The sequence below is a fragment of the uncultured Sneathiella sp. genome (assembly GCF_963976355.1).
Classification (GTDB): Bacteria; Pseudomonadota; Alphaproteobacteria; order Sneathiellales; family Sneathiellaceae; genus Sneathiella.
In genome coordinates this window covers 159,738-183,517 of record NZ_CAXBKA010000008.1, presented here as the reverse complement: position 1 = coordinate 183,517, position 23,780 = coordinate 159,738, and the positions used below count along the sequence as shown (strand labels likewise).

General features: G+C 56.1%; 21 protein-coding genes. All 21 read left to right on the top strand.

The features are described from left to right. A partial coding sequence (locus AAC599_RS16965; protein WP_340151593.1) for an NADH-quinone oxidoreductase subunit D occupies positions 1 to 835 on the top strand: 835 nt, incomplete at its 5' end. Next, positions 832 to 1,434, top strand: coding sequence for an NADH-quinone oxidoreductase subunit NuoE (gene nuoE / locus AAC599_RS16960; protein WP_340151592.1), 603 nt, complete (start codon positions 832 to 834; stop codon positions 1,432 to 1,434). The genes AAC599_RS16965 and nuoE, both read left to right, overlap by 4 nt. After that, a complete protein-coding gene (gene nuoF, locus AAC599_RS16955) occupies positions 1,434 to 2,714 on the top strand; it encodes an NADH-quinone oxidoreductase subunit NuoF (RefSeq protein WP_340151591.1) in 1,281 nt (426 codons plus the stop codon). Before nuoE ends, nuoF begins: the two co-directional genes overlap by 1 nt. A gap of 22 nt (positions 2,715 to 2,736) precedes the next feature. Then, positions 2,737 to 4,785: an NADH-quinone oxidoreductase subunit NuoG gene (nuoG, locus tag AAC599_RS16950; protein WP_340151590.1), complete on the top strand. Its 2,049-nt coding sequence runs from the start codon at positions 2,737 to 2,739 to the stop codon at positions 4,783 to 4,785. Beyond that, complete coding sequence (gene nuoH, locus AAC599_RS16945) at positions 4,778 to 5,803, top strand: NADH-quinone oxidoreductase subunit NuoH (RefSeq protein ID WP_340151589.1); 1,026 nt, start codon at positions 4,778 to 4,780, stop codon at positions 5,801 to 5,803. Before nuoG ends, nuoH begins: the two co-directional genes overlap by 8 nt. A gap of 71 nt (positions 5,804 to 5,874) precedes the next feature. Beyond that, on the top strand, positions 5,875 to 6,363 hold the full coding sequence (nuoI, locus tag AAC599_RS16940) for an NADH-quinone oxidoreductase subunit NuoI (RefSeq protein WP_340151588.1): 489 nt from the start codon (positions 5,875 to 5,877) through the stop codon (positions 6,361 to 6,363). 24 nt (positions 6,364 to 6,387) lie between these two features. Continuing rightward, the gene (locus tag AAC599_RS16935; RefSeq protein ID WP_340151587.1) at positions 6,388 to 7,041 is read left to right on the top strand and encodes an NADH-quinone oxidoreductase subunit J; all 654 of its coding nucleotides are present in this window, start codon (positions 6,388 to 6,390) and stop codon (positions 7,039 to 7,041) included. Positions 7,042 to 7,049: 8 nt separating this feature from the next. Further along, entirely contained in the window at positions 7,050 to 7,358 is a 309-nt protein-coding gene (gene nuoK, locus AAC599_RS16930) for an NADH-quinone oxidoreductase subunit NuoK (protein ID WP_339634776.1), read from the top strand. A gap of 9 nt (positions 7,359 to 7,367) precedes the next feature. Beyond that, positions 7,368 to 9,302, top strand: a complete 1,935-nt coding sequence (gene nuoL, locus AAC599_RS16925) for an NADH-quinone oxidoreductase subunit L (protein ID WP_340151586.1) — start codon at positions 7,368 to 7,370, stop codon at positions 9,300 to 9,302. Between the two features lie 3 nt (positions 9,303 to 9,305). Next, positions 9,306 to 10,817: an NADH-quinone oxidoreductase subunit M gene (locus tag AAC599_RS16920; RefSeq protein WP_340151585.1), complete on the top strand. Its 1,512-nt coding sequence runs from the start codon at positions 9,306 to 9,308 to the stop codon at positions 10,815 to 10,817. Between the two features lie 19 nt (positions 10,818 to 10,836). Continuing rightward, on the top strand, positions 10,837 to 12,270 hold the full coding sequence (gene nuoN, locus AAC599_RS16915; RefSeq protein WP_340151584.1) for an NADH-quinone oxidoreductase subunit NuoN: 1,434 nt from the start codon (positions 10,837 to 10,839) through the stop codon (positions 12,268 to 12,270). Continuing rightward, on the top strand, positions 12,267 to 13,046 hold the full coding sequence (locus AAC599_RS16910) for a biotin--[acetyl-CoA-carboxylase] ligase (protein WP_340151583.1): 780 nt from the start codon (positions 12,267 to 12,269) through the stop codon (positions 13,044 to 13,046). The genes nuoN and AAC599_RS16910 overlap by 4 nt, the downstream gene beginning before the upstream one ends. A gap of 15 nt (positions 13,047 to 13,061) precedes the next feature. Further along, the gene (locus tag AAC599_RS16905; RefSeq protein ID WP_340151582.1) at positions 13,062 to 13,829 is read left to right on the top strand and encodes a type III pantothenate kinase; all 768 of its coding nucleotides are present in this window, start codon (positions 13,062 to 13,064) and stop codon (positions 13,827 to 13,829) included. Positions 13,830 to 13,837: 8 nt separating this feature from the next. Continuing rightward, positions 13,838 to 15,517, top strand: coding sequence for a ribonuclease J (locus AAC599_RS16900; protein WP_340151581.1), 1,680 nt, complete (start codon positions 13,838 to 13,840; stop codon positions 15,515 to 15,517). Between the two features lie 14 nt (positions 15,518 to 15,531). Then, on the top strand, positions 15,532 to 15,936 hold the full coding sequence (mce, locus tag AAC599_RS16895) for a methylmalonyl-CoA epimerase (RefSeq protein WP_340151580.1): 405 nt from the start codon (positions 15,532 to 15,534) through the stop codon (positions 15,934 to 15,936). A gap of 12 nt (positions 15,937 to 15,948) precedes the next feature. Continuing rightward, complete coding sequence (locus tag AAC599_RS16890) at positions 15,949 to 16,209, top strand: DUF1467 family protein (RefSeq protein ID WP_340151579.1); 261 nt, start codon at positions 15,949 to 15,951, stop codon at positions 16,207 to 16,209. Positions 16,210 to 16,225: 16 nt separating this feature from the next. Beyond that, entirely contained in the window at positions 16,226 to 16,636 is a 411-nt protein-coding gene (locus tag AAC599_RS16885; RefSeq protein ID WP_340151578.1) for a hypothetical protein, read from the top strand. 77 nt (positions 16,637 to 16,713) lie between these two features. Then, a complete protein-coding gene (proS, locus tag AAC599_RS16880) occupies positions 16,714 to 18,033 on the top strand; it encodes a proline--tRNA ligase (protein ID WP_340151577.1) in 1,320 nt (439 codons plus the stop codon). Further along, on the top strand, positions 18,033 to 19,277 hold the full coding sequence (locus AAC599_RS16875; RefSeq protein WP_340151576.1) for a lipoprotein-releasing ABC transporter permease subunit: 1,245 nt from the start codon (positions 18,033 to 18,035) through the stop codon (positions 19,275 to 19,277). The genes proS and AAC599_RS16875 overlap by 1 nt, the downstream gene beginning before the upstream one ends. Beyond that, positions 19,270 to 19,950: an ABC transporter ATP-binding protein gene (locus AAC599_RS16870; RefSeq protein WP_340151575.1), complete on the top strand. Its 681-nt coding sequence runs from the start codon at positions 19,270 to 19,272 to the stop codon at positions 19,948 to 19,950. The genes AAC599_RS16875 and AAC599_RS16870 overlap by 8 nt, the downstream gene beginning before the upstream one ends. 312 nt (positions 19,951 to 20,262) lie before the next feature. Then, the gene (dnaE, locus tag AAC599_RS16865; RefSeq protein ID WP_340151574.1) at positions 20,263 to 23,778 is read left to right on the top strand and encodes a DNA polymerase III subunit alpha; all 3,516 of its coding nucleotides are present in this window, start codon (positions 20,263 to 20,265) and stop codon (positions 23,776 to 23,778) included. The last annotated feature ends 2 nt before the right edge of the window (positions 23,779 to 23,780 follow it).

Genomic DNA, 23,780 nt, shown 5'->3' with positions numbered 1-23,780 from the left:
TGTCTGCGCGCAGGCCATGGATGTCGGAGCAACAACGCCGATGCTCTGGGGCTTTGTCGAGCGGGAAACGCTGATGGAGTTCTATGAACGGGCCAGCGGTGCCCGCATGCATGCGGCCTATTTCCGCGTGGGCGGCGTCCATCAGGATATCACTGAGAAGCTGGAAGAAGACATTCGCGCCTTCATCAAGCAGTTTCCGGCAGTCCTTGATGACATAGAGGCCTTGCTGACTGAGAACCGCATTTTCAAGCAGCGAAATGTCGATATCGGCATTGTCTCGCAAGAGGATGCGATGGCCTGGGGATTCTCCGGTGTCATGCTGCGCTCTACCGGTCTTGCATGGGATTTGCGCAAAAGCCAGCCCTATGATGTTTACGGCAAGATGGATTTTGATATTCCGGTTGGCCTGAATGGGGATTGCTTTGACCGCTATCTGATGCGGATGGAGGAAATGCGCCAGTCCTTGCGAATTATGGAGCAATGTCTGGATCAGATGAAGCCGGGACCGGTAATGTCGACGGACCCGAAGGTGGCCCCGCCGCGCCGCGCAAACATGAAAACCTCCATGGAGGCCTTGATCAATCACTTCAAGCATTATACCGAAGGGGTCAAGGTGCCGGAAGGGGAGACCTATACGGCGGTGGAAGCGCCCAAAGGGGAATTTGGTGTCTATCTGGTATCGGATGGATCGAGCAAGCCCTATCGCTGCAAGATCAGGGCGCCCGGATTTGCTCATCTGCAAGGAATGGATTTCCTGACCAAGGGGCATATGCTGGCGGATGCGTCAGCAATTCTGGGCAGTTTGGATATCGTATTTGGTGAGGTGGATCGGTGAGTCAGGTCATTGAAACGGGCAAGGCGTTCGAGTTCACGCCCGAGAACGTGAAGAAGGCGAAGGTCTTTATCGCCAAATATCCGAAAGGGCGTCAGCAAAGCGCGGTGATGCCGCTGCTTGATCTGGCGCAGCGCCAGAACGAAAACTGGCTCCCCAAGGAAGCGCTGGAATATGTCGGCGAGTTTCTGGATGTCCCCTATATGCGGGTGCTGGAGGTCGCGACCTTCTACACCATGTATAATCTCAAACCGGTCGGGAAATATTTCCTGCAGCTTTGCCGGACGACCCCGTGCTGGCTGCGCGGCAGCGATGACCTGGAGGCAGTTTGCAGGAACAAGCTTGGTATCAGCAGCGGCGAGACGACGGAAGATGGCATGTTCAGCCTTCTTGAGGTCGAATGCCTTGGTGCCTGTGTCAACGCGCCGGTCGTGCAGATCAATGATGATTTCTACGAAGACCTGAACGCCGAGAATTTCGAGGCTGTTCTCGACAAGCTTGCCAGGGGGGAAGAGGCGCCGAAGGGACCGCAGATAGACCGGATCAATTCCGCGCCGGAAGGTGGCCCGAAAACATTGCTGGAAAAGACGGGGGACGCCTGATGCTGAAAGATAAAGACAGGATTTTCACCAACCTTTACGGCATCCATGACTGGAAGCTTGCCGGGGCGAAATCCCGGGGCATCTGGGACAATACCAAGGCCCTAATCGAGATGGGGCAGGACGGAATTATCGATGCCATGAAGGAAAGCGGCCTGCGCGGTCGCGGGGGCGCCGGGTTTCCGACAGGACTGAAATGGTCCTTCATGCCGAAAGAATCGGATGGTCGTCCGAGCTACCTCGTGGTCAATGCCGACGAATCCGAGCCCGGCACCTGCAAGGACCGGGAAATTATGCGGTTCGATCCGCATCGCCTTCTGGAAGGCTGCCTGGTGGCCGGTTTCGCCATGCGAGCCGTTGCTGCCTATATCTATATTCGCGGCGAGTTCGTGCAGGAAGCCATCAATCTCGAAATTGCCATTCAGGAAGCCTATGAAGATGGTCTGATCGGCAAGAATGCTTCGGGGTCGGGCTATGATTTCGATATTTATCTGCATCGCGGAGCCGGAGCCTATATCTGTGGTGAAGAGACAGCGCTGATTGAAAGCCTTGAGGGCAACAAGGGTCAGCCGCGCCTGAAACCGCCGTTTCCGGCCAACGTTGGCGTCTGGGGCTGTCCGTCGACGGTCAATAACGTTGAAAGCATCGCGGTTGCACCGGAAATCCTCCGGCGCGGGGAGGGCTGGTTCTCCGGTCTTGGCCGCCCAAACAACACCGGGACCAAGCTTTTCTGTATTTCGGGGCATGTCAACAAGCCCTGCAATGTCGAAGAGGAAATGGGCATTCCGCTGAAGGAACTGATCGAGAAGCATGCGGGCGGTGTCCGTGGCGGCTGGGATAACCTGCTGGCCATTATTCCGGGGGGATCCTCGGTTCCCCTGCTGCCCAAGGAAATCTGCGATACGATGCTGATGGATTTTGACAGCCTGCGCGACGCGCAGAGCGGTCTCGGGACGGCGGCCGTTATCGTCATGGATAAATCTACGGATGTGATCCGCGCGATTGAGCGTCTGTCGCATTTCTATAAGCATGAGAGCTGCGGCCAGTGCACACCGTGCCGTGAGGGTACCGGCTGGATGTGGCGGGTGATGCAGCGTCTCGTCTCCGGAGATGCGGAGGTTGAGGAAATCGACATGCTGATCAATGTATCAAAACGGATTGAAGGCCATACCATCTGCGCCCTTGGTGACGCGGCGGCATGGCCGATTCAGGGGCTGGTGCGGCATTTCCGCCCGGTCATCGAGGAACGTATCAAATCACGGAAGGCTGCGCGGGCGGCCTGAGGCCGTACGTGGGGAGTGAAGAATGCCGACACTTACAGTAGATGGTATAGAAGTAACAGTCGAGCCGGGAACCACGGTCCTTCAGGCCTGTGAGGAAGCGGGCGCGGAAATCCCGCGCTTTTGCTATCACGAACGGCTATCGATCGCCGGGAACTGCCGCATGTGCCTGGTGGAGATGGAGAAGGCGCCGAAGCTTATCGCCTCCTGCGCCATGCCCGCCGGTGATGGCATGGTGATTCATACCAATACCCAGAAAGTGAAGGAAGGCCGGGAAGGGGCTATGGAGTTCCTTCTGATCAATCACCCGCTGGATTGCCCGATTTGTGACCAGGGCGGTGAATGCGACTTGCAGGATCAGTCAATGGCCTATGGCTCCGGTAACAGCCGCTATCATGAGATGAAGCGCGCGGTTGCCGAGAAGAATATGGGACCGCTGATCAAGACGACCATGACCCGCTGCATTCATTGCACGCGCTGTGTCCGCTTCGCGACGGAAGTGGCTGGGGTCGAAGATCTCGGGGCGATTAACCGTGGCGAGAATATGGAAATTGCGACCTACCTGGAGCAGGCGCTGGATAGTGAGTTATCCGGTAATATCATCGATCTGTGCCCGGTCGGCGCCCTGACATCGAAACCCTATGCCTTTGCGGCCCGCCCCTGGGAACTCTCCAAGACTGAGAGCATTGACGCGCTGGACGCTGTCGGAGCGAATATCCGCGTCGACAGCCGCGGCAAGGAAGTCATGCGCATTCTCCCGCGTCTTCATGAAGACGTGAATGAGGAATGGCTCTCGGACCGGTCCCGTTTTTCCTATGACGGATTGAAGACACAGCGGCTGGATACGCCCTATGTCCGCAAGGACGGCAAGCTGCAACCGGCGAGCTGGAGTGAGGCATTTGAGACAATTGCCGCCAAGCTGGATGGCCTTGACGGCACGAAAATCGGTGCGATTGCGGGTGATCTTGTCTGTACGGAAAGCATGAAGGCGCTGAAAGATCTCATGGATCTTCTCGGCTCCCCGAATATTGACTGCCGTCAGGACGGTGCCGCACTTCCCGCTGTTCGCAGCGGATATCTTTTCAACAGCACGATTGCCGGGATTGAAGAGGCGGACGCCTTGCTGATTGTCGGCAGCAACCCGCGTCATGAGGCGGCCCTGATCAATGCTCGCATCCGTAAACGCTGGAAGATGGGGAACTTTCCGATCGCGCTGTTGGGTGAACAGCGTGATCTCGGTTATGGGCATGAATATCTGGGCGCCGGTCCCGCGACATTGGCAGATGTTGCCTCGGGCAAGCATTCTTTTGCTAAAACTCTGAAAAAGGCAAAACGTCCGATGATCATCGTCGGGCAGGGCGCGCTCAGTAGATCTGACGGGGCGGCGGTACTCGCTCTCGCCAAGAAGATCGCTGATGACTTCGGTCTTTTCTCCGATGACTGGAACGGTTTCAACGTGCTCCATACGGCGGCGGCCCGTGTTGGTGGCCTTGATCTCGGTCTTCTGCCGGGAGAGGGGGGCAAATCTGCATCGGATATGCTGGATGGATCGCTGGATGTTCTCTTCCTGCTGGGCGCGGACGAGATTGACACCTCAAAGCTCGGCAACAGCTTTGTGGTTTATCAGGGCAGTCATGGTGATGCGGGTGCCTCTGCCGCGGATGTTATCCTGCCGGGCGCGGCCTATACAGAGAAGGATGCCATATGGGTCAATACGGAAGGACGGCCCCAACTTGGTCGGCGGGCGATTTTCCCTCCCGGTGATGCGCGCGAGGACTGGACGATTCTCCGGGCGCTTTCGGAGAAGCTTGGCAAAACCCTGCCTTACAACACACTGGCCGAACTTCGGGCAGCGATGATGGAAGCGGCACCGCATTTCGCCGATATCGATGTGGTGACACCGGCGCCCTGGGAGGACTTCGGGGCAGAGGGCGCGACAGAAGACAGCGCTTTCGTCAATCCGATCACCGATTATTACCTGACAAATCCGATTTCGCGGTCAAGCCGGATTATGGCCCAGTGCAGTGCGGCCTTTTCTAAAGTAAAAACTGAGGGGACGGGCACAAATGGTTGAGTTCTGGGATGTTTACCTGCTCCCCGCGCTGATTATTGTTGGCCAGATACTGCTGATCGTGGTGCCGCTGCTGGTCGCGGTGGCCTATCTGACGCTGTATGAGCGGAAAGTCATGGCAGTGATGCAACTCCGCAAGGGGCCGAATGTGGTGGGACCGTTCGGCCTGCTGCAACCGCTTGCTGACGGCGCCAAGCTGTTCTTTAAGGAAACTGTCGTGCCGACAGGCGCCAACAAGGTCCTCTTCCTTGTGGCGCCGATGCTCACCTTTATCCTGAGCCTGATTGCCTGGGCGGTTATTCCCTTTGATGAAGGGATAGTGCTGGCCAATATCAATGTGGGCGTGCTGTATCTGTTCGCGATTTCCTCGCTCGGTGTCTATGGAATCATTGTGGCGGGCTGGGCTTCCAACTCACGCTATCCCTTTCTGGGCGCCTTGCGCTCGGCCGCGCAGATGGTCTCCTATGAAGTATCGATCGGTTTTGTGATCGTGACGGTCCTGCTATGCGCCGGGACGATGAACCTGACAGGCATTGTCCTCTCGCAGAAGGGCAGCCTCGGTCTCTTGAACTGGTGGTTTATCCCGCTGTTCCCGATGTTCATCATTTTCTTCGTCTCGATCCTTGCGGAAACCAACCGGCATCCCTTCGACTTGCCGGAGGCAGAAGCGGAGCTGGTCGCCGGGTATCAGACGGAATATTCCTCGATGGCGTTTGCGCTCTTTTTCCTGGGTGAGTATGCGAATATGATCCTGATGAGTGGTATTTGCACCGTTCTGTTCCTGGGTGGCTGGCTGCCGCCGGCCGATTGGGCGATTTTCACATGGATTCCGGGAATTATCTGGTTCGGGATCAAGATCGCCCTGTTGCTGTTTGTCTTTATCTGGGTCCGCGCGACCTTGCCGCGCTATCGCTATGACCAGCTGATGCGGCTCGGATGGAAAGTATTTTTACCCTTCTCACTGCTGTGGGTGATATTGACGGCCGGTTTCCTTGTCTATTTCGACATGATCCCGGCATAGGAAAGAATGATTGAATGTCCTTCGTCCGAACGGGCGGAGGTGAAACGAGATAGTGAAAAGGCTGTTTGAATATGAGCTTTATCGATAAACAGGCACGCAGTCTGCTGTTGGCGGAAATCGTCACCGGTCTGGCGACGACCTTCCGCTATATGTTCAAGACAAAAGCGACCATCAACTATCCCTATGAAAAGGGCCCGCTCAGCCCGCGGTTTCGCGGGGAGCATGTGCTGCGCCGCTATCCCAACGGGGAAGAGCGCTGTATCGCCTGCAAATTGTGCGAGGCGGCCTGTCCGGCGCTAGCGATCACGATTGAGTCTGAGCCGCGCGACGATGGCAGTCGGCGGACCACCCGCTATGACATCGATATGACCAAATGCATCTATTGCGGTTTCTGTCAGGAGGCTTGCCCGGTGGACGCCATTGTGCAGGGACCGAACTTCGAGTTCGCGACCGAAACCCGGGAAGAGCTCTTCTTCGACAAGCAGAAACTGCTCGATAACGGGGACCGCTGGGAGCAGGAAATTGCCCAGAACCTGGTCGCTGACGCGCCCTACAGATAATCGAAAGTAACAAGTGACAGCTATGTGCAAAACGGAACTGATATTCACGGGAAGAGGGGCGCGATGATTATCTCGACGATTGCTTTCTATCTTTTTGCGGCGATGACCATTGCCTCGGCCTTTATGGTGATCTCGGCGAAAAACCCCGTGCATTCTGTACTTTACCTGATCCTGGCCTTCTTTAACTCGGCGGCGCTGTTTGTCCTGCTGGGGGCGGAATTCCTCGCGATGATCCTTGTCGTCGTATATGTCGGAGCGGTTGCGGTTCTGTTCCTGTTCGTTGTCATGATGCTGGACATCAATTTTGCCGAACTTCGCCAGGGTTTTTTGCAGTATCTGCCGATCGGGGGATTGGTCGGTTTGATTCTATTAATTGAGCTGATCCTGGTGGTCAGCGGCTGGGCCCTGTCGCCCGATGCGATAAGGGTCGGCGCGGAAACGGCGCCGATTGTCTCTGATCTAACGAATACGGAACAGCTTGGACATGTGATCTATACAAAATATGCCTATCTGTTCCAGATTGCCGGCATGATCCTGCTAGTGGCGATGATCGGTGCGATTGTCCTCACCAATCGTCAGCGCGCCGGAGTGCGCCGGCAGAATATTGCGAAACAGGTTTATCGTCGGCCGGAAGAGTCAATGGCTGTCCGCAAGGTCGAGCCCGGACAGGGCGTGTAGGGGGGAACATGGAAATCGGTCTTGCACATTACCTGACAGTGTCCGCTATCTTGCTGACCCTCGGTATCTTCGGCATTTTCCTGAACCGGAAGAATGTCATCGTGATCCTGATGTCGGTGGAGCTGATGCTGCTCGCCGTCAATATTAACCTCGTCGCCTTTTCCGCCTATCTGGACAATCTTGTCGGGCAGGTCTTCGCGCTGTTCATCCTGACGGTGGCGGCCGGTGAGGCGGCCATCGGGCTTGCCATTCTCGTCGTATACTTCCGAAACCGTGGCACGATTGCGGTTGAGGACATTCATCACATGAAGGGTTAAGACAGTATCATGATGTACGTCCTCATTGTTTTTCTGCCATTGCTCGCGGCGCTGATTGCCGGCCTGTTTGGGCGCTCCATCGGCGATCGGGGAAGCCAGCTGGTTACGAGCGGCGCGGTGATAATCGCCGCCATTCTCTCCTGGATTTCGCTGTACCAGATTGCGTTTCAACAGACGACGGAAGTCGTGGAATTGCTGACCTGGATCGATTCCGGTGATTTCGATGTGTCCTGGGCGCTCCGGATCGACAGCCTGACGGCGGTAATGCTTGTTGTGGTGAACACGGTGTCTGCCGTCGTTCATGTCTATTCTATCGGCTATATGTCCCATGATCCGCACAAGCCGCGGTTTATGTCCTATCTGTCGCTCTTCACCTTTGCGATGCTGATGCTGGTCACCTCTGATAACTTCGTCCAGCTCTATTTTGGCTGGGAAGGGGTCGGCCTTGCCAGTTATCTGCTGATCGGTTTCTGGTACAAGAAACCAACGGCTAACGCAGCGGCGATCAAGGCCTTTGTTGTCAACCGCGTGGGCGACTTCGGCTTTGCGCTCGGTATCATGGGGATCTATTTCGTTTTCAACTCCGTCAGTTTTGACGAGGTTTTTGCCGCCGCGCCGGATCAGGTTGGACAGAGCTTTGAATTTCTTGGTTATCAGGTCGATATCCTGACGACGCTCTGCCTGCTGCTGTTTATCGGCGCCATGGGTAAATCGGCACAGCTCGGGCTGCATACCTGGTTGCCGGACGCCATGGAGGGCCCGACACCGGTGTCCGCGCTGATCCATGCGGCGACGATGGTGACGGCGGGTGTCTTCATGGTGGCCCGCTGTTCCCCGCTTTTCGAATATTCGCCCGATGCATTGATGTTCGTGACAGTAATCGGCGCGTCCACTGCCTTCTTTGCCGCAACCATCGGTCTTGTGCAGAATGACATCAAGCGGGTGATCGCCTATTCGACCTGCTCACAGCTCGGCTATATGTTTTTTGCGATTGGCGTTGGCGCTTATCCGGTCGCCATCTTCCATCTTTTCACCCATGCTTTCTTCAAGGCGCTGCTGTTCCTCGGCGCGGGGTCCGTCATTCATGCGGTTTCCGATGAGCAGGACATGCGCAACATGGGCGGGCTGTGGAAGCATATCAAGATCACCTATGTGATGATGTGGATCGGATCGCTGGCGCTTGCCGGGGTTCCCTGGTTTGCCGGTTACTTCTCGAAGGATGCAATTATTGAAGCGGCGTTTGCCTCCGGCAGCAATGTCGGCATGTATGCCTTCTGGATGGGCGTTGCGGCGGCAGTGCTGACGGCCTTCTATTCCTGGCGTCTGCTGTTCATGACCTTCCATGGCGAGCCGCGCGCGAGCAAGGAAGTGATGTCGCATATCCATGAAAGCGCGAATGTCATGCTGATCCCGCTCTATGTCTTGGCGGTCGGTGCGGTCTTTGCCGGTATGATCTTCTATCCCTTTATGGTCGGCCACGGGTATGAGGAATTCTGGGGCAATGCGCTCTTCTTCAAGCCGGAAAACCACATCATGCATGATTTCCATGATGTCCCGGGATGGGTCATTGCGACCCCGCTGATCGCGACGGCACTTGGTATTCTGGTGGCGTTCAACATGTATATCCGCCGCACGGACATTCCGGTACAGCTCGCCAAGACGCATTCGGCGCTCTACCAGTTCCTGCTGAACAAATGGTATTTCGACGAGCTGTACGACTTCGTCTTCGTGCGTCCCGCCAAGGCTATTGGCCGTTTCTTCTGGACGTTCGGTGATGGCAAGGTGATCGACGGGCTGGGGCCGAATGGCATCGCCGGGCGCGTTCTTGTGCTGGCGCGCCGCGCCTCCCAGTTGCAGAGCGGCTACATGTATCATTATGCGTTTGCCATGCTTCTTGGTGTCGCGGCGTTTGTTTCTTACTTTTTCTTCGCGGGTGGACATTAAGTCATGCTTGATTGGCCAATCTTATCAACGGTGACATTCTTGCCCCTGATCGGGGTGCTGCTGATCCTGCTGACCAGTGGCAAGGAAGAATCAGCGGCCCGCAACGCCCGCTGGGTGGCGCTCTGGACGACATTGTTCACCTTCGTCATCTCGCTCTTTATCTGGATCAACTTCGATGCGGATACGGCGGCGTTCCAGTTCGTGGAAAAGGGAAGCTGGCTCGGCAACAACATCAACTATCATATGGGCGTTGACGGTATTTCGATGCTGTTCATTATCCTCACCACCTTCCTGATGCCACTCTGTATCCTGGCGAGTTGGGAGGCGATTACGGTGCGGGTGCGCGAATATATGATCGCGTTCCTGATTATGGAAACGCTGATGATCGGCGTGTTCTGCGCGCTCGATATGGTGCTGTTCTACCTCTTCTTCGAGGCGGGGCTGATTCCGATGTTCTTGATTATCGGTGTCTGGGGGGGCGCGCAGCGGGTTTACGCCAGCTTCAAGTTCTTCCTCTATACGCTGATCGGGTCCGTCCTGATGCTGGTGGCGATGATCACCATGTATTTCATTGCCGGTACAACGGACATTCCGACCCTGATCGACTTTAGTTTCGATCCGCATCTGCAACTCTGGTTGTGGCTTGCCTTCTTTGCGTCCTTTGCCGTCAAGGTGCCGATGTGGCCGGTCCATACCTGGCTGCCCGATGCCCATGTGCAGGCGCCGACGGCGGGCTCGGTTATTCTGGCGGGTGTCCTTCTGAAGATGGGTGGTTACGGGTTCCTGCGATTCTCGATCCCGATGTTCCCGGAAGGATCGGAGTATTTCGCACCGCTCGTTTTCGCCCTCAGTGTTGTCGCGATTATCTATACCTCGCTCGTCGCGTTGGTGCAGAAGGATATGAAGAAGCTGATCGCCTATTCGTCTGTCGCGCATATGGGCTTTATTACCATCGGTATCTTTACATTCACCCAGCAGGGCCTTGAAGGTGGTATTCTGCAGATGATCAGCCACGGCATTGTCTCTGGCGCGCTTTTCCTCTGTGTCGGCGTGGTGTATGACCGCCTGCATACGCGTGAGATCGCCCGCTATGGCGGCCTCGTCAATCGCATGCCAAAATATGCGCTGATCTTCCTGATCTTTACGATGGCGACAATCGGCCTTCCCGGCACCAGCGGTTTCGTCGGTGAATTTCTGATCCTGGTTGGCGCCTATCAGGTCAATACGACCGTGGCCTTTATCGCGACGATCGGCGTTATCCTTGGCGCGGCCTACAGCCTTTGGCTCTATCGCCGGGTTGTCTTCGGCGAACTGGTGAAAGAGGACCTGAAAAACATCATGGATGTGGGCCGCCGCGAGATAATGATCTTCGCGCCGCTGATCATCGTGGCCTTCTGGATCGGTATCTATCCGGAACCGTTCCTCGACGTTATGCATGCTTCGGTGACCAATCTGATGGATCAGCATGAGACGGCCATTGAGGCCAGTAAAACAATACTCAACGCGGCTAAGTAGGTAGGTTCAAGAAATGGTTTTGCCCGATTTTTCAATCGCCCTTCCGGAGATATTCCTCGCCTGTGTTGCCATGGCGCTGCTTATGGTCGGCGCTTTTCGCGGAAACAAGTCCACGAACCTGATTTCCTGGCTGTCCGTGTTCGCTTTCATCTGTGCGGGTTTTCTGGTTCAGTTTGAAAGCCATGCGACGGTTACCACCTTCGGCGGGCTGTATCGCGATGACAATTTTGCCGTCTTCATGAAGACGTTGTGCCTGGGCGCGTCCGCCTTTGCCATCATCATGTCGATTGATTTCAACAAGCGCGAAAAGCTGGTCCGGTTCGAGTTTCCGATCCTGATCGTGATAGCCACGCTGGGCATGATGGTGATGATCTCGGCGAATGATCTCATGACCATGTATCTCGGGATCGAGCTGATGAGCTTGTCCCTCTATGTGACGGCCGCCTTCAAACGCGACAGCGTCCGCTCGACGGAGGCCGGTCTGAAGTATTTTGTTCTCGGGGCCCTGTCCTCGGGCATGTTGCTCTATGGCGTCTCGCTGATCTACGGCTTCTCCGGTACGACAAATTTCGATGTATTACGCGATACTTTCATGAGCGGGGAGGTGGAGGCTGGCGTCGGTCTGCTGATCGGCCTCGTTTTCCTCATCGCAGGTCTCGCCTTCAAGGTCTCCGCCGTGCCGTTCCATATGTGGGCACCGGACGTTTATGAGGGGGTTCCGACACCCGTCACAGCCTTCTTCGCAGCGGCCCCGAAAGTGGCGGCGATTGCCTTGTTCCTCCGGGTTTTCGTCACGCCCTTTGGCGATCTTGTCGATCAATGGCAGCAGATTATCGTCTTTGTCTCCATTGCCTCCATGATCCTTGGTGCCTTTGCGGCCATCAACCAGAAGAATATCAAGCGGCTGATGGCTTACTCCTCTATCGGTCATATCGGCTATGCGCTTGTCGGTCTCGCGGCGGGCACGGAAGAGGGGGTGCGTGGCGTTCTGATCTATATGGCGATCTATGTGGTGATGAATATCGGCACATTTGCCTGTATCCTCTCCATGCGGCAGCGCGACGGGATGGTGGAGGATATTTCCGAGCTTGCCGGTCTCAGCAAGACGCGTCCCTGGATGGCGTTCTTCCTGTTGCTGTTTATGTTCAGCCTCGCCGGTATTCCGCCGCTCGCCGGATTCTTTGGAAAATTCTACATCTTCGTGGCGGCCGTCAATGCAGGTCTTGTCCCGCTTGCTGTTGTCGGTCTGGTGACCTCGGTAGTCGGTGCCTATTATTATCTCCGTATCGTCAAGATCATGTATTTCGATGATGCGGCAGAAGGGTTCGAACCGGTGAGCCGGACCCAGACGATCATCATGACGGCGTCCGGCCTGTTTGTGGCCTTCTTCGTTATTTTCCCGGCTCCCTTGCTTGAAGGGGCGGAGGCTGCGGCGGCTGTGCTGTTCCCGTGATCAAACCCGATGTTGGCGGAATAGATATTCCGCCCTTTTTTAAGCTTACGGCTTTCGATACTGTCGGCAGTACGAATGTCGAGGCCCGACATCTCGCCGAAGCCGGCGCGCCGGAGGGACAGATTGTCTGGGCCAAACGGCAGGAACAGGGTGTTGGCAGACGCGGCCGCAGCTGGGTCAGTCCAGAGGGGAATCTGTACTGCTCGCTGATCCTCCGCCCTGACTGTGATCCGGCCGCAGCGGCCCGGCTTTCCTTTCTGGTGGCCCTTGCCATTCGGCAAGCCATTGCGACATTCCTGAACCCGGAAACCTCTCTTCGGTTGAAATGGCCCAATGACGTCCTCATAGACGGGCGCAAATCCGCCGGTATCCTGCTCGAAAGCAAAGTAAAGCCTAATGGCATGATGGATTACGTGATTGTCGGCACCGGCATCAATATCGCGAGTTATCCGCAATCTACCGATGGCCTGCCTGCCATATCGCTTAAGGAAGCGGGCGCGAAGGTTACGGTCGAGTCATTGCTCTCTGCCTATTCCTATGCATTCCTTGAGCTCTATGCGACCTGGAAGCAGTATGATTTTGCGCCGATCCGCGAGTTATGGCTGTCCCATGCCACCGGCGTTGGAGAGCGGATAACGGTGAAACTCTCCGATGAAACACTGGAGGGAACCTTCGCCGGGCTGGAAGATAATGGGGCGCTCGCGCTTATACTGGATACTGGTGAAAGAAAGCTGATCTCGGCGGGAGAAGTGTTTATAGTCCCTCCCGTCAGCTAACCCAAGGAGATGTCCATGCTACTGGCAATTGACGTTGGAAATACGAACATTACCTGTGCCGCCTATAAGGACAGGACGCTTGTCAATGAATGGCGCATATCGACGTCCGGTTCCCGTACGGCAGAGGAATATGGCGTCTGGCTCAGCCAGGCGATGGCGATTGACGGGTTAAAGCTCAATGATGTGACCCACGCAATTGTTGCGACAGTGGTGCCGGAAACCCTTTTCAACATCAAAGGATTTTGCCGCCGCTATTTCGGTGTGACTCCCCTTGTCATCGGGGAATCAAATGTGGATCTTGGGATGACACCGTTGATCGACCGTCCGTCCGAAGCGGGGGCGGACCGTCTGGTCAACGCTGTCGGGGCTCATTCGCTCTATGGCGGTCCGCTGGTGGTGATCGATTTCGGAACCGCGACGAACTTCGATGTCGTTGATGCAGACGGAAACTATATCGGTGGCGTGATCGCGCCGGGCGTCAATCTCAGCCTTGATGCGCTTTATCGGGCGGCGGCCAAGCTGCCGCGCATCGCCGTAGAACGGCCGCAGCGGGTAATCGGCAAGAATACGATCGAATGTATGCAGGCCGGCATTTACTGCGGCTATATCGCGATGGTGGAGGGGCTGGTATCGCGCATCAGAGACGAATATGGCAGCGAGATGAAAACAGTCGCAACCGGCGGTCTCGCGCCGCTGTTCTCGCGCGGAACGGAGATGATCGAGATTGTGAACGGCGATCTGACCCTCGCGGGGCTTGTTGAAATTTTTTACAGGAATAGCTGACACTCCATATGAGCAATATTGATCGCGACTTAAAGGAGGGTCTCTATTTCCTCCCCCTCGGCGGCAGCGGGGAAATCGGCATGAACCTCAACCTGTACTGTTGCGACGGGAAATGGTTGATGATCGATTGCGGGATTTCTTTTGCCGATGACCGGGCGCCGGGCATCGATGTGATTGTTCCCGATGCCGCCTGGATCGCAGAGCGGCGCGAAGACCTGCTTGCGATTATTGTGACCCATGCCCATGAGGATCACGTCGGGGCGGTTGCCCGTCTCTGGCCGAAATTTCGCTGTCCGGTTTATACGAGCCCGTTTACGGCTGAAATCCTGTCTCTCAAACTGGCGGAGGAGGAGCTTGAGGATGAGGTTGAGGTGAATGTGATTGCGCCGGGCAGCTCCGTCTCTCTCGGCGATTACCATATCGACTTTGTTGACCTCACCCATTCCATACCGGAAATGCAGGCGCTGATGATCACGACTCCTTACGGCCGCGTCCTGCATAGCGGCGACTGGAAACTTGATCCGGATCCGGTCGTCGGTCCGGCCAGCAACCTTGCCAAAATGCAGAAGGTTTCCGAAGCGGGCGTTCTGGCGATGATTTGCGATTCCACCAATGTCTTCAAGGAAGGTGTCTCCGGTTCGGAACAGGATGTGCAAAACAGTCTTGACCAGCTCTTGCGGGGTATTCCGTCTGGGCGGATCGCGGTCACAACCTTTGCCTCCAATATTGCCCGGCTTATGACGATTGCCAGCGTTGCCGAACGGAATGACCGGCACGTCGTGCTGGTCGGCCGTTCCCTGCATAGAATGACGCAGGCGGCGAAGAAATCGGGTTATCTCAATGACTTGCCGCCATTTCTTGATGAAAAATATGTGGGCCATATCCCGCGGGACAAGATACTGCTCCTCTGTACCGGCAGTCAGGGAGAGCCTCGCGGGGCGATGGCGCGGATTGCTCGAGGGGAGCATTCCCATGTTGAACTTTCACCGGGGGATACGGTGATTTTTTCCTCGAAAGTCATTCCGGGGAATGAGAAGACACTCTATGGGCTGCATAACCAGCTTACTGAATCTGGTGTCAATGTTATCACCGAAGCTGATGAATTCGTTCATGTTTCGGGCCATCCGGCGCGGGAGGAGCTGACCGATATGTATCGGATCGTGAAGCCCGAGATCGCGATCCCGGTCCATGGGGAGGCGCGGCATATCCGAGCCCATTGTGAGTTGGCGCTGTCTCTCGGCGTGAAACAGGCGATTGAGATCACCAACGGAAATATTCTCAAGCTTGCACCGGGAGAGGCCGGTATTATTGCCAATGTCCCCTCGGGCCGGCTTGCGGTCGATGCCGGGGGCCTGACCCCGCTGGACGGTGAATTTCTCTCGACCCGCCGCCGCCTTGTCTATAACGGCAGCGTCAGCGGGGTTGTCTTTGTCAATGAAAAGGGCCAAATAACAGAGGATCCGATAATACGACTACGGGGCGTGCTGGATGAAACCCTGTTTCCGCAGTTGCAAAAAGACTTGAGAGAACAGATAATAGATAATCATAACCGCTTGAAAAAAAGCGAAAAACTGGATGACGACGAGGTTGAGTTATCGGCGCATAATGCGGTTCGCCGGGTGTTTCGCAGGCTTGCCGGGCGGCGGCCGATTACGGATATCTACGTCATCAGATTTGAGGAAGAGTAAGGATATATAACAAGATGATTGGACGATTGAATCATGTGGCCATTGCGGTCCCCGACCTTGAGGCCGCCACGGCGGTTTACCGTGATACGCTGGGCGCGAAAGTCAGCGCACCGCAGGACGAGCCCGACAATGGCGTGACCGTCGTATTTGTCGAGCTGGAGAATACCAAGATCGAGCTTCTCCATCCTCTTGGGGAAAACTCCCCGATTGAGGGTTTCCTGGCGAAAAACGCATCTGGCGGTATCCATCATGTCTGCTATGAAGTCGAGGATATCATCGCGGCGCGGGATCAGCTGAAAGCGAAGGGTGCGCGGGTGCTGGGGGATGGAGAGCCGAAGATCGGCGCCCATAAGAAGCCGGTTTTATTCCTGCATCCCAAGGACTTCAGCGGAACTCTTGTCGAACTGGAACAGGTATAGAGGCAGCATAGAATGTCCATTGTCGGCGGCGTTGTCATATTCACGATTACCTGGATGCTCGTCCTTTTTACGGTGTTGCCCTGGGGGGTGAAACCACAAAGCGAGGATGAAGGGGAGATCGAGCCCGGTACGGTCGAGAGCGCCCCGTCAAACCCCCGCATATGGACAAAATTCGCTATGACAACGGTGATTACGACCCTGCTGTTTATCATTGTCTGGACAATTGTCGACCTTGATTTGTTTGATATCCGGGCCTATTTCCAGGATATATAGGAGGTTCGACAGGACGATGTTCCGGTTTCTTGTGGCGGCGATGCTCATGGGGCTTTTTGCGGCAACCGCCGTGGCGGAGGACGAGATACGGCTTGAAGTATCCCGCTCTGCTTGCGAGCAGATCGTGAAATACAAACAGTCACCGGATGTCACCTATCAGCCGGGCGTTGACGTACATGGCAAACCTGTCGCGCCCGCGGACCTTGAGGACGAACGCACGAATATTCCCGATCAGATCTATGTAAACCTCGCCTTGCCGTTAAAGGATTTATTGAAAAGTTATAATCCGAAGCTGGCGGAAGCCGAGGTGAATGTCGGGATTGTCGAATTCGACATTGCTTCCGGACAGCTTCTTTACAATGGGCAGGAACTGACGGACCCGGCCGAAAATGCCATCGCCGATGAATGCCGGAAACGGTATCAGTAAGGTGAAATCCTTGCAATCTGCTCAAATCCCGTTAAAAGTCACCAAAAGTTATCATTTTCAATCGTTCTGAGGCTCAAATGCGTCTGTCCCGTTATTTTCTGCCGACCCTCAAGGAAGACCCCAAGGAGGCCCAGATTGTCTCCCACCGGTTGATGCTGCGGGCCGGAATGATCCAGCAATCATCCGCCGGGATCTACAGCTGGTTGCCGATGGGCTTCAAGGTGATGAAAAAGATCGAGCAGATTGTGCGCGAGGAACAGAACCGGGCAGGGGCGCTTGAAATCCTGATGCCGACCCTGCAGCCGGCTGATCTCTGGCGGGAATCGGGCCGTTATGATGATTATGGCAAGGAAATGCTGCGCATCACCGACCGGCATGAACGCGATATGCTCTATGGGCCCACGAATGAGGAGCAGGTCACAGATATTTTCCGCTCCCATGTCAGAAGTTACAAGAATTTACCGTTGAATCTCTACCATATCCAATGGAAGTTCCGCGATGAAGTCCGTCCGCGGTTCGGGGTCATGCGCGGCCGTGAGTTCTTGATGAAGGATGCCTACTCCTTTGACCTGGATTATGAAGGCGCCAAAACGGCTTACAACAATATGTTCGTGGCTTATCTCAAGACATTTTCCCGCCTCGGGCTGAATGCCGTTCCCCTTCGTGCCGCGACAGGGCCGATCGGCGGCGATCTGTCGCATGAGTTCATCATTCTGGCGGATACCGGCGAGAGTGAGGTCTTTTACCACAAGGACCTCCTGACCCTTGAGACCCCGACGGAGACGAATTACACCGCGGAGGAGTTGCAGGGGATCGTCGATAAATGGACGAGCTATTACGCGGCGGCGGATGATATGCATGATCCCGCCAATTGCGATGTCAGCGAGGCCGATCTGGTCTCCCGGCGCGGGATTGAGGTGGGCCATATTTTCCATTTCGGGGATAAATACTCAAAAGCCATGGGCGCAAAGGTTGCAGGCCCGGAGGGCAAAGACGTGATCGTTTCCATGGGGTCCTACGGGATCGGGGTGTCGCGGCTTGTCGGCGGCATCATTGAGGCGTCCCATGACGATGCCGGTATCATCTGGCCGGAGAGCGTTGCACCGTTCAAGGTGGGCCTGATCAACCTTAAAAGCGGGGATGAAGCCTGTGATGCAGCCTGCGAGGACTTTTATGGCAAGCTCAACAATCTGGATATTGAGGTGCTGTATGACGACACGCCGGGGCGGGCAGGCGAGAAATTTGCCAATATGGACCTGATCGGCCTGCCATGGCAGGCGACAATCGGGCCGCGCGGCGTGAAATCCGGCGTTGTCGAAGTGAAGAACCGCGCCACCGGCGAGAAGCAGGAACTAGGCTTGAACGACGCCCTGCAATTACTGGCAGGCCGGAGCTAGTGTTTTCGAGTTTTGAATGGACGATGGCGCTCCGCTATCTTCGTGCCCGGCGGCAGGAGGGGTTTATCTCCGTCATTGCCACTTTTTCCTTTCTTGGCATCGGGCTCGGGGTGGCAACCCTGATTATCGTCATGTCCGTCATGAACGGGTTCCGTGCGGATCTGCTGGACCGTATTCTCGGGTTGAACGGCCATTATGAAGTCCGCGCCCCGGCGGAAGAGTCGCTGGTCGATTTTGACGGTATCGTGGCGCGGCTTGCCGATATTCCTGAAGTTGTGCGGGTAACGCCGATTGTCGAAGGGCAGGTAATGGCGTCCGGCAAGGCGGCGAGCGGTGCGCTTGTCCGAGGTATCTCACCGAACCAGCTTGCCGCCCTTGACGTTATCTCAACCGGGATCGTTGAAGGCTCATTGGAAAATTTCGGGAATGATAACTCAATCGTCCTCGGTTACAGGCTTGCCCGCACCTTGGGAGTCTCGGCAGGTGACAAGGTGAAGCTGATCTCGGCGCAGGGCACGCCGACGGCCTTCGGCACCGTGCCACGGGTTAAAACCTTTGATGTGGCCGGGTTGTTCGATACGGGAATGTATGAGTATGACAGCGGCTATATCTATATGTCGCTGAAGGCGGCGCAGAATTACTTCCGGCTGGGGGACGGAGTGACAGCACTCGAAGTCTTCGCGACGGACCCGGACGAGGCTCTGGCCATTCGGAGCGAGGTGATCAATGCGGTGAATATCCGTGCCTTTATCTATGACTGGCAGCAATCCCGCGCGAGCTTCTTCAATGCGCTTGAGGTGGAGCGGAATGTGATGTTCCTGATCCTCACCCTGATCATCCTGGTCGCGGCCTTCAACATCATTTCCAGCCTGATCATGCTGGTGAAGGACAAGGGGCGGGATATTGCGATCCTGAGGACCATGGGAGCAACCCGCGGCATGATCATGCGGGTCTTCTTCATTGCCGGGGCCAGCGTCGGTGTTGTCGGAACCTTTTTCGGCTTTCTGCTGGGGCTCGGGTTCTGTATGAATATCGACAAGATCAAGGGGGTGATCGAGGGGATCACTGGGGCGGAACTGTTTTCTGCGGAAATCTATTTTCTCTCGAATTTGCCTGCGAAAATAGATGTGGCGGAGGTGACGACGGTCGTCATCATGGCGCTCGTCATTTCGCTGCTGGCGACGATATATCCATCCTGGCGTGCTGCGCGCCTTGATCCGGTGGAGGCGCTTCGATATGAGTGAGGCCGTTCTTCAACTTGAAAATATCGGGCGTGTCTTCAAGCAGGGGCAGGAGAAGCTTCTGGTTTTAGAAGATGTCGCGCTTGAACTCCGCCCCGGCGAGATTGTCGCCCTGTTGGGACCGTCCGGTTCAGGTAAATCCACGTTGCTGCAAATCGCCGGCTTGCTGGAACCGCCGACGACCGGCACGGTGCGGATCGATAATATTGATTGCAGCAAGGCGCGGGATAACAAGCGCACGCAAGTTCGCCGCGAGAAAATCGGCTTTGTCTATCAGTTCCATCATCTTCTGCCTGAATTCTCGGCGCTTGAGAATGTCATGATGCCGAACCTGATCGCGGGCGCTCCGAAAGCGAAGGCGAAAGAAAAAGCAAAAGAATTGCTGGATCGGATGGGGCTGAAGGACCGGCTCTCTCATCGTCCGGCCAAGCTTTCCGGCGGGGAGCAGCAGCGCGTCGCCATTGCCCGAGCGCTTGCCAATGATCCGCTGATCCTGCTGGCGGATGAACCGACCGGAAATCTGGATGAGCAGACGGCGGAGATTGTGTTCAAGCAATTTTTGGATGCGGTGCGGGACCGGCAGGTGGCCGCACTTGTGGCAACCCATAACAATGAGCTTGCCCGTCGTATGGACCGGATTGTCCAGGTTCGGGATCATCATCTGGTAGCTGGGTAAGACGGCAGTTTTGCCTTGCTTTCCCGGATTGAATAATTTTATTTGACAAAAGAACAAAACAAGAACATGCTGTTTTCCAGCAGACAATCAGGAGAACTGCCATGAATATGAATCAGATAATCAAAAGCGGATTTGAATGTGCTGCCTTTGCGGGTGCGCTCGGAGTGATGGTGTTCTGGGCGGATATCGTGGCAGGCCTTGCCGGACAGCTCTAGGGAGATGATTTTCGATTAAGGCGGAAGGGGAGTTATCCACAAGAAATTTAACGGAAGGTGCTGTCAAGCCCTGATCTTTTGTTAAGGACATGCAATAATGGGACGGCTGAAATCACAGATTGGAGATTTGCCGTTGTCCAGTGCCCTGCCTGGCCCCCGTTTTATTCATTTGCGTGTCCATTCCGCCTATTCCCTCTCTGAGGGGGCGATGCCGGTCAAGGATATCAAATCGCTCTGCGTCTCGAACGATATGCCGGCAGTAGCGATTACGGACACCAGCAACATGTTCGGCGCGCTGGAATTTTCCCTCGCGATGAAGGGGGGCGGGGTGCAGCCGATTATCGGCTGTCAGCTCGCCATCATGCGCGAAGACGGTATTGACCGGAGCGGGCGGCGGCCGGAGCCGGACCCCGTCGTGCTGCTGGCCCAGGACGAGGCGGGCTATAACAATCTTTTGAAACTGACGTCCCATGCTTTTCTGAAAACGGAATCGGGGGAAACGGCGCAGGTGCCGATGGCGCTGCTCGAACAGCATAATAGCGGACTGATCTGCCTGACCGGTGGAGCAGAAGGCCCCGTCGGGAGATTGCTTGCCGGAGACCAGTTGCCGGCGGGGGAAGAGTATGTGCGCAATCTTGCCCGGATTTTTGACGGACGCCTTTATATGGAGCTGCAGCGCCATGGCCTGCCGCTGGAACAGAAAACGGAACCGGGCTTCCTGAAGCTCGCCTATGATCTGGATATCCCGCTGGTCGCGACCAACGAAGTGTTTTTCGCCGATCGTGATATGTATGAGGCGCATGATGCGCTTCTATGTATCGCCGCCGGAAAATATGTCGGGGACCAGGATCGGATCAAACGGACGCCGGATCATTATTTCAAATCGCAGGCGGAGATGGTCGAGCTCTTCTCCGACCTGCCGGAAGCCATCGATAATACGGTGGTCATTGCCCGGCGCTGTGCGGTGGCCTCTCCCACGCGGGACCCGATCCTGCCGGCGTTCTCCTCGGCTGAGGGGCGTGATGAGGCGGGGGAACTGGCGGCAGCCGCCTCGGAAGGCCTTAAAGTCCGGCTTGAAAACGAAGTATTCACGGAGGGGATGAGCCCCGAGGAGCGGGACGCCACGGCGAAGGAATATGTCGACCGCCTTAACTATGAAATCAGTGTCATCAATGAAATGGGCTTTCCCGGCTATTTCCTGATTGTTTCCGATTTTATCCAGTGGTCGAAGGAGAATGATGTTCCCGTTGGCCCGGGCCGTGGTTCGGGCGCGGGCTCGGTTGTTGCCTGGGCGCTGACTATTACCGATCTTGATCCGCTACGCTTCGGTCTCCTGTTTGAACGGTTCCTCAATCCGGAGCGGGTGTCGATGCCCGACTTTGATATCGATTTCTGCCAGGACAAGCGGGAAAAGGTCATCCGCTATGTGCAGGACAAATACGGCCATGATCAGGTGGCGCAGATCATTACCTTCGGTAAGCTGCAGGCAAAGGCGGCGGTCCGCGACGTGGGGCGGGTGCTGCAAATGCCTTACGGTCAGGTAGACCGGATCAGCAAGATGATCCCGGCCAATCCGGCCAATCCCGTCAGTTTGCAGCAGGCACTGGATATCGAGCCACGCCTGCGGGAGGAGAGGGCCGGTGATCCGGAAGTTGCGCGCCTTCTGGAAATCGCGCTGCAGCTGGAAGGGCTGTATCGCCATGCGTCCACCCATGCGGCGGGCGTGGTGATCGGCGACCGCTCGCTCGATGAGCTTGTGCCGCTCTATCGCGATCCGCGCTCCGACATGCCGGTAACGCAGTTCTCCATGAAATATGCGGAAACGGCGGGGCTGGTGAAATTCGACTTTCTCGGCCTCAAGACCCTTACGGTGCTGGACCGGGCAAAAATGCTGCTGGCCCGCCGTGGTATCGAGATTGACTATGCGAAGGTGCCGTTGGATGATCCGGCGGTGTTCGAGCTGCTCTCCACCGGCAATACCATTGGCATATTCCAGCTTGAAAGTTCGGGCATGCGGGACATGCTCCGGAAAATGCGCCCTGACGCGTTCGAGGATATTATCGCCATCGTGGCGCTCTATCGCCCCGGTCCGATGGAGAATATCCCGACTTATATCCGCCGCAAGCATGGGGAGGAGGAGCCCGATTACCTGCATCCCGAGCTGAAGCCGGTGCTCGAGGAAACCTACGGCGTCATTATCTATCAGGAACAGGTGATGGAGATTGCGCGAACGCTGGCGGGCTACAGCCTGGGCGATGCTGATCTCTTGCGCCGGGCCATGGGTAAGAAAATCCAGTCGGAAATGGATATGCAAAGGTCCATCTTCGCCAAAGGAGCGAAGGAAAAGGGGATTTCCGCCAAGGACGCGACCCATATTTTCGATCTGGTGGCGAAATTTGCAAACTACGGTTTCAACAAATCCCATGCTGCTGCTTATGCCCTCGTCTCCTATCATACGGCATGGCTCAAGGCGAACTATCCGGTGGAATTCATGGCGGCGTCCATGAGCCTCGACATGAACAATACGGATAAACTCAATATTTTCCGTCAGGATCTTGAGCGCATGAAAGTGCCCATCCACCCGCCATGCCTTAATAAGTCGGATGTCGAATTTTCGGTGGAATTTGAGGGGGATCAGGGCGCCGTGCGTTATGCGCTTGCGGCGGTGAAGAATGTCGGGCGGGAGGCGATGGCCGGGATCGTGCGCGAGCGCAGCGAGAATGGCCCGTTCAAGGACCTGTTCGATTTTGCGGCGCGTCTCAACCCTAAATATATGAACAAGCGTCAGGCGGAAAATCTCGTCCGGGCCGGTGCGTTTGACGACATGCTGGATCATCGCTCCCAGGTTTTCTCTGCAATCGAGATTCTGTTACGTCAGGCTCAGCAATCGGAGGAAGAGCGCGGCTCGGGTCAGGTCAACCTGTTTGGCGGAGCGTCCGAGGCTTTGACCGTCCGTCCGGCATTGCCCGATGTCTCCCGCTGGACGGCCATGGAGCAATTGAAGCAGGAGTTCGACGCCATCGGTTTCTACCTCTCGGGCCATCCGCTCGATGCATGGGACAAGACATTGGACAAAGCGGGGGTTCGTGATGCGGCGAGCTACCTTGCCAGCCTTGGCACGACGGAGAGCGCGGCAACGCTCGCCGGAACGGTGATGGGCAAGCGCGAGCTCCGGACGCGGAAGGGAAAACCGCTGGCGTTTGTTCAGCTCTCCGATGCGACAGGGGCCTTTGAGGTCACCATGTTCGCGGAATCGCTGGATAAATACCGTGATTTGCTGGTCGTTGGGCAGTCGCTTGTGCTGCGGGTGACGGGAAATCTCGATAGTGATCAACCGCGGCTGACGGTGCAGAGCCTGCAACGGCTGGAAACGCTGGCAGCGAATATCGCGGATGGCGTACGTATTTTTGCGAATGACGACAGGCCGATTGCGGAAGTGGCGGCGATCCTCAAACAGGGCGGCCGGGGCCGGGGGCGTGTCGCCTTTGTCCTCAATCTGGAGGCGGAGGCGAAGGAGGTTGAGTTTGATCTTTCCGATCAGGTGAATATCACGCCGGAAGTCCGTCAGGCCCTTAAATCCGCTGCCGGGGTTATCGATGTTCACGATATTTAGTC

Coding starts and splice junctions, on each gene's coding strand:
- AAC599_RS16885 (WP_340151578.1), top strand. CDS start 16,226: ATGTTCCGGTTTCTTGTGGCGGCGATGCTCATGGGGCTTTTTGCGGCA.
- AAC599_RS16870 (WP_340151575.1), top strand. CDS start 19,270: ATGAGTGAGGCCGTTCTTCAACTTGAAAATATCGGGCGTGTCTTCAAG.
- nuoK (WP_339634776.1), top strand. CDS start 7,050: ATGGAAATCGGTCTTGCACATTACCTGACAGTGTCCGCTATCTTGCTG.
- proS (WP_340151577.1), top strand. CDS start 16,714: ATGCGTCTGTCCCGTTATTTTCTGCCGACCCTCAAGGAAGACCCCAAG.
- AAC599_RS16905 (WP_340151582.1), top strand. CDS start 13,062: ATGCTACTGGCAATTGACGTTGGAAATACGAACATTACCTGTGCCGCC.
- nuoI (WP_340151588.1), top strand. CDS start 5,875: ATGAGCTTTATCGATAAACAGGCACGCAGTCTGCTGTTGGCGGAAATC.
- nuoL (WP_340151586.1), top strand. CDS start 7,368: ATGATGTACGTCCTCATTGTTTTTCTGCCATTGCTCGCGGCGCTGATT.
- AAC599_RS16900 (WP_340151581.1), top strand. CDS start 13,838: ATGAGCAATATTGATCGCGACTTAAAGGAGGGTCTCTATTTCCTCCCC.
- mce (WP_340151580.1), top strand. CDS start 15,532: ATGATTGGACGATTGAATCATGTGGCCATTGCGGTCCCCGACCTTGAG.
- AAC599_RS16890 (WP_340151579.1), top strand. CDS start 15,949: ATGTCCATTGTCGGCGGCGTTGTCATATTCACGATTACCTGGATGCTC.
- nuoF (WP_340151591.1), top strand. CDS start 1,434: ATGCTGAAAGATAAAGACAGGATTTTCACCAACCTTTACGGCATCCAT.
- AAC599_RS16920 (WP_340151585.1), top strand. CDS start 9,306: ATGCTTGATTGGCCAATCTTATCAACGGTGACATTCTTGCCCCTGATC.
- dnaE (WP_340151574.1), top strand. CDS start 20,263: ATGGGACGGCTGAAATCACAGATTGGAGATTTGCCGTTGTCCAGTGCC.
- nuoG (WP_340151590.1), top strand. CDS start 2,737: ATGCCGACACTTACAGTAGATGGTATAGAAGTAACAGTCGAGCCGGGA.
- nuoH (WP_340151589.1), top strand. CDS start 4,778: ATGGTTGAGTTCTGGGATGTTTACCTGCTCCCCGCGCTGATTATTGTT.